Source organism: Aeromicrobium sp. (assembly GCF_032084975.1).
GTDB lineage: Bacteria > Actinomycetota > Actinomycetes > Propionibacteriales > Nocardioidaceae > Aeromicrobium.
This window is the reverse complement of sequence record NZ_DAMDLR010000129.1, coordinates 1-4411: the sequence shown is the minus strand read 5'-3', so window position 1 is coordinate 4411 and position 4411 is coordinate 1. Positions and strand designations below refer to the sequence as shown.

At 72.2% G+C, this 4411-nt stretch carries 3 protein-coding genes; 1 reads left to right on the top strand and 2 read right to left on the bottom strand.

The genetic code is table 11. From position 1 onward, the window contains the following. Positions 1-635 (top strand): hypothetical protein (locus RT323_RS16125; protein WP_313410250.1); only part of this gene is annotated, 635 nt, incomplete at its 5' end. Positions 636-645: 10 nt separating this feature from the next. On the opposite strand, the gene RT323_RS16120 is transcribed toward RT323_RS16125, so the two are convergent. Both RT323_RS16120 and ptsP read right to left on the bottom strand, forming a co-directional pair. Beyond that, positions 646-2745 (bottom strand): MMPL family transporter, encoded by a 2100-nt coding sequence (locus RT323_RS16120; protein ID WP_313410249.1) that lies wholly within the window; start codon positions 2743-2745, stop codon positions 646-648. A 207-nt stretch (positions 2746-2952) separates the two neighbouring features. After that, positions 2953-4411: phosphoenolpyruvate--protein phosphotransferase (ptsP, locus tag RT323_RS16115; protein ID WP_313410247.1), on the bottom strand; the 1459-nt coding region annotated here is incomplete at its 5' end.

Below are 4411 nucleotides of genomic sequence, written 5' to 3'. Positions count from 1 at the left end.
GGCTCGCGTACGCGCAGCTCGTCCTCGACGGGCTGGAGATCCCCTGGCTCGCGATGGCCGGACGGCTCGACGAGTGCGCCACGGTGCTCGAGCGGATGCGACGCCTCGAGCGCACGGTGACGCTTCCGCAGTCGGACGTCGCCATCCTCGGCGCGGAGCTCGTGCTCACGGTGTGGAGCGGGCACGCCGGGGACGTCGTCGACGTGCTCGTGGCGATGGAGGAGACCGACCCGCTCCCGCTGACTCCCGTCACGGCCGCGCTGCTGTGTCGCGCCGGCCGGGTCGACGACGCACGCGATCATCTGGCGCGGTACGCGGTGGACCTCGACCACGACGACTGGTTCTCGATGCTGGCGTGGTGCAACGCGGCGGAGGCGGCGCTGTACGTGGGGGACCGGGCGCTGGCCGCGGATGCGTTGGCGCGGATCACCCCGTTCGCCGGCTTCAGCTGCTCAGCCGGGTCGGGCAACGCGTCGGGCCCCGTCGACCACTACATCGCGTGCGCGCACGCGGCGCTCGGCGACCCGGACACGGCACGGGTCCACGCCGATCGTGCCGAGAAGCTGTGCGCGCAGTGGCAGATCCCGCTGGCCGCGCAACGGTTGCGCGACCAGCGGGACCAGTTCGGCTTCTAGCGCAGGGCCGTCAGCGGGTGCGGGCCAGGACGGGCTCGCCGCCCTCGACATCGACCTGCGGCAGGGCACGGTCGAGCCAGGCCGGCAGCCACCAGTTCCACTTCCCGAGCAGCGTCATCGTGGCGGGGACGAGGATCATCCGCACGATCGTCGCGTCGAGGAACACGGCGGTGGCCATGCCGACGCCGAGCATCTTCACGACCAGGTCGCCCTCGGTCGCGAAGCCGAGGAAGACGACCACCATGATCGCCGCGGCGGCGGTGATGACCTTGCCCGAGGCGGCCAGGCCGTGCACCACGCTGCCCGTCGCGTCACCGGTGTCGAGCCAGCTCTCGCGGATGCGGCTCAGCAGGAACACCTCGTAGTCCATCGACAGCCCGAACAGGATCGCGAAGATCAGGATCGGCACCCAGCTGGACACGGGCGCGGCGTGGTCGATGCCGAGCAGCCCCGCACCCCAGCCCCACTGGAACACCGCCGTCATGACGCCGTAGGCGGCTCCGATCGACAGCAGGTTCATGGCAGCGGCCTTGAGCGGGATCACCACGGACCGGAACACGAGCATCAGCAACAGCACCGAGACGGCCACGACGAACCCGATGACGACCCACAGCCGCTCGGACAGCATGTCCGCGATGTCGGCGAACAAGGGTGTCCGGCCCGTGACCTCGACCCCGTCGGGCAGGTCGGCTCGCAGGTCCTCGACCAGGCCCGACGTGCGGGCATCGGCGGAGCCGAACGCGGGCTCGACCGTGAGCACGCTGACGGCTCCGTCGGGCGAGGCCATCGCCGGCGAGACGGACACGAGCTCGTCATGGCCTGCGAGGGTCTCGCGGACGGAGGCCACCTCGGACGCGTCGACCTTCGAGTGATCGACGACGACCGAGATCGGTCCGTTGGCGCCGGGACCGAACGCGTCGGCGGTCAGGTCGTGGGCGCGGCGCGTGGTCGCCTCGGTCGTCTGGTTGCCGTCGTCCTGGGGCCACGTGCGCATGTCGAGCACCGGAGCCGCCAGGGCGATCATCACGGTCGTGCCCACGAGCGCCCACAGCAGCGGACGTCGCGTGACATGAGCGGCCCAGCGAGCCGTCAACGGTCGCTCGGTGGGCACCCGGCCACGGCGCAGGCCGCGGGACAGGACCTTGCGGCCGGCGAACCGGCACAGCACCGGGACCAGCGTCAACGCCGTGAGCATGACGGCCACCACGGCGATCGCGGTGGACCATCCGAAGGTCGAGAACGTCGGCAGGCCGGCCAGGCCCAGTCCCAGCAGCGAGATCAGGACGGTCAGCGAGGCGAACACGACGGACTTGCCGGCGGTCGCGAGGCTGCGACCTGCCGCCTCCTCGACGGCGTGGCCCTGCGCGAGGAACTCCGAGTGCCGGCTGACCAGCAGCAGGGCGTAGTCGATGCCGACGCCGAGGCCGACCATGGACGCGACCATCGGGGCCGAGGTCGAGACGTCCATCGTGGCGGCCAGGATCGTGACACCGGCGGACCCGATCGCGAGCCCCGAGACCGCCACGAGGACGGGCAGCCCGGCGGCGACGGCCGAGCCGAAGGCGATCAGCAGGATCAGCACGGCCGCGCCGACGCCGATCAGCTCGCCGTAGCCCTTGATCGGGGCGCTCGCGGTCGAGGGCTGGTCGCCGCCCAGCTCGACTTGGTACCCGGCGTCGCGGGTGGCTTCGACCGCCTGGTCGAGTGGCTCGATGTCGCCCATCAGGTCCGGATGGGTGACCTCGACGTCGTACGCGAGGTGCACGACGGCTGTCCGGCCGTCGTCGCTGATGCGGGCCGGACTGACGCTCGAGACGTGCGCGACGTCCTGCAGGCGCTCGCCGAGTGCCGTCAGGACGGACGCGGGGACCACCCGGTCGTCGTGGACCACGACGTTGGCCGAGGCGTTGCCGGAGTCCGGCAGGTGGTCGCGCAGCAACTCGATCCCGTGTTGGGACTCGGCGCCGGGCACGTTCCAGTCGTCCTGGGTCGAGCCGCCGAACGTGGAGGCGGCGGCGATCACGCAGGCGGCGACGATCAGCCAGCCGACGAGCGTGCGCCAGGGGTGCAGGGCCGTCATGCGGCCGAAGCGGTACAAGAGGGAGGACATGGTCTCGCGGTTCCTTCGGTGGAGGGTTGTTCCTTGCCACCGAGAGTCGGTCCGAGACCTTGCGCCCGACTTGGCGGTGACTTGGAGCCCGATCGGGCACGACCTCCGATGAACCGCGTGCCCTCACCCTGATACCGCGGGTTGCTGGGCGCCGGTGACTCAGCGTCCGTTCGCGGCGGGAAATGGACGTTGAGTCACCGCCCAGCCTCAGCCCAGCGCGTCCTGGGCGGCCTGGGCCGCGGCGACGTTGTCCGGAGCAGCCAGCGCGGCCTCGGCGGCGGCCTGGCACTGCTCGAGCGTGACCTGTGAGAGGCGCGAGCCCACGGCGCGGACGGCCGAGGCGGCACACGACAGCGAGGTGACGCCCAGTCCCGTCAGCACGACCGCGAGCAGGGGATGGGCGGCAGCCTCACCGCACACGCCGACCGGCTTGCCCGCGCGCTGGCCCGCCTGGGCGACCAGCTTGATCGAGGCCAGCAATGCCGGCTGCCACGGATCCGTGAGGTCGCTCAGCGTCGGCGCCATCCGGTCGGCCGCGAACGTGTACTGGGACAGGTCGTTCGTGCCGATCGAGACGAAGTCGAGGTGCTCGAACAGGCGGTCGGCCAGCAGCACGGTGGACGGCGTCTCGATCATGATCCCGGCCTGCAGGTCCCGCTCCCGGACGCGCTCGGCGAACCACTTCGCCTCGGACTCGGTGGTGACCATCGGCGCCATGACGCGCACGTCGGCGCCGGTGCGGTCACGCGCGGCGGCGATCCCGTCGAGCTGGCGATCGAGGATGCCGGGGTCGGCCAGCCCGATGCGCAGGCCGCGGACGCCGAGCGCCGGGTTCGGCTCGTCCGGCTGGTTGGCGAACGCGAGCGGCTTGTCGGACCCGGCGTCGAGCGTGCGGACGATGACCTTCTTGTCGCCCATCGCCTCGAACACGGCGGCGTACAGGTGGGTCTGCTCCTCGACGGTCGGCTCGGTGGAGCGGTCGAGGAACAGCAGCTCCGTGCGGAACAGGCCCACGCCCTCGATCGGCTCGGCGGCCGCGACGCGCGCACCCGCGCCGTCCTGCACGTTCGCGAGGACCTGGATCGGGTGGCCGTCGGACGTGCTGCCGGGGCCGGTCCACTGTGCGGCGGCCTCGCGGTTGAGACGGTCCTGCTCGACCAGCCCGGCGACCTGTTGCTCGTCGGGATCGACCGTGACGGTGCCGGACGTGCCGTCGACGGCGACGCGTGAGCCGGCGGCGACCTGGTCGAGGTCGGTCACGGCGACGACACAGGGGATCCCCAGCTGGCGGGCGATGATCGCGGTGTGGCTGGTGGAGCCGCCCAGCTGCGTCGCGATCGCGACGACCTTCGACGGATCGAGTCCCGCGGTGTCGGCGGGCGCGAGGTCGTCGGCCAGCAGGACCGAGGGCTCGTCGGGCTGGGGGATGCCGGGCTCGGGCAGCTCGAGGAGCTCGGCGACGATCCGGTCGCGCACGTCGTACAAGTCGGTCACGCGCTCGGCCATGACGCCGCCGGCGGCGGTGAACATCGCCGCGAGCTCCTCGATCGCGCCGGCGGTCGCGGTGGCCGGGCCCTCACCCTGCGCCGCGTGCTTGGCGACGAACGTGGCCAGGCCGCGGTCCTCGGCCAGGGCGGCGGTGGCCGAGAGCACCTCGGAAGCCGCG

What these genes read in the sequence shown, in the direction of transcription:
- RT323_RS16120 (WP_313410249.1), bottom strand. Translation starts at nt 2,745, where the DNA reads ATGTCCTCCCTCTTGTACCGCTTCGGCCGCATGACGGCCCTGCACCCC.